The 1392-nt window shown below is 50.7% G+C and carries 2 protein-coding genes; both read right to left on the bottom strand.

Translation table 11 applies throughout. The annotated features are described in order from the left end of the window. A partial coding sequence (locus AC9UEO_RS13670) for an L-threonylcarbamoyladenylate synthase (protein WP_509534638.1) occupies positions 1-148 on the bottom strand: 148 nt, incomplete at its 3' end. A gap of 15 nt (positions 149-163) precedes the next feature. Beyond that, positions 164-1392, bottom strand: a 1229-nt coding sequence (locus tag AC9UEO_RS13665; protein WP_509534635.1) for a 5-(carboxyamino)imidazole ribonucleotide synthase, incomplete at its 5' end; no start/stop codon positions are given.

Raw genomic sequence — 1392 nt, 5'->3', positions numbered from 1 at the left:
TGCTAAAAATTTTTGCAACGGCTTGCGTATTGCATGCATCTGCCGCCAACCCGTAAACCGTTTCAGTTGGCAAGCCGATCAAGTCACCACGCTGCAATGCTTGCGCAGCAAGTGCAACAGATTGTGAAGACTGCCCGTCGAGCACCATATGCGTTGAGTGCGTTTAAAACGCAGCAATTCCCAAAATAGCTGCCGCTTGATTTGCTATTGCAAGAGCTTCATCTGCAGTGGGTGCCGTGATGGTGAGATGGCCCATCTTGCGCCCCTTTCGAGCTTCGGATTTTCCGTATAAATGCATATGGGCTCCAGCAAGAGCAAGAACTTTGCTCAACGCAGGTGAGTTAGAGAAATTAGGGTCAGAACCCAATTTATTTGTTCCGAATAAATTGGGTTCTGACCCTAATTTCTCTAACCAAATATCCCCCAACAAATTCAGCATGACCGCTGGACTATGTTGCCGCGGCTGCGTTAAAGGCAACCCCGCCATGCATCGCAACTGCAATTCAAACTGCGAGACATCGCAGGCGTCTAGGCTGTAGTGCCCGCTGTTGTGAGGACGGGGGGCGATTTCGTTGACGAATAGTGTGTTGTCTTCCAGCACAAAAAACTCTACGCATAAGACGCCTATGTATTGCAACTCTTGTGCTATCGACTTAGCGGCATTAATGGCCTGAGTTTCCAGTGCGCTATCGCAAACTCCCGGCCACACTTGCGTCATCGCCAAAATGCCGTTGCGGTGCACGTTATGTTGAATGGGTAAGTGCACCATCGCACCATCATGGCCACGCGCAACGATGACCGAGTATTCGGCTTTGAGCGGCAGCATTTTTTCAAGCACACAGGGCACGCCGCCTAATTGTTTGGATGCGTCCACTAGTTCTTGCGGGTTACGCACACGCACTTGGCCTTTACCGTCATAGCCCATGCGCGCAGTTTTCAAAATACCGGGGAGCAGGCTTACGCCATCAGTCTTCCCCGAGTTCTGTTTAAAAACAGCCTCAAATTCAACACTAGAAGTAATAACCGCAAACGGCGCAACAGGCACACCACACTTCACAAAATGGGCTTTCTCCAAACGCCGATCTTGCGCGACAGCAACAGCATTCGCATTCGGTGCAACTTGTATTTTTTCCGCTAACTGGGCCAAGGCATCAGCAGGTACGTTTTCAAATTCAGTCGTGACAGCTTGGCAAGCAGAAACCATTTGTTCCAAGCCAACAGGATCAAGGTAGTCCGTTTGAATATGCTGGTGGCTCACCAATCCAGCTTGGCTTTGTGGATCCGGATCTAACACCACAGTTTGAAAACCCATGCTTTGTGCCGCATGCACCCACATCCGACCCAATTGACCGCCGCCTAAAACACCTAGGGTTGCGCCAGGCGCGAGCGGCT

It is taken from the genome of Limnohabitans sp., from assembly GCF_040401495.1.
In the GTDB taxonomy this organism is placed as follows: Bacteria; Pseudomonadota; Gammaproteobacteria; order Burkholderiales; family Burkholderiaceae_C; genus Limnohabitans.
The sequence above is the reverse complement of the archived record's forward strand: the minus strand, read 5'-3'. Positions and strand labels throughout refer to the sequence as shown.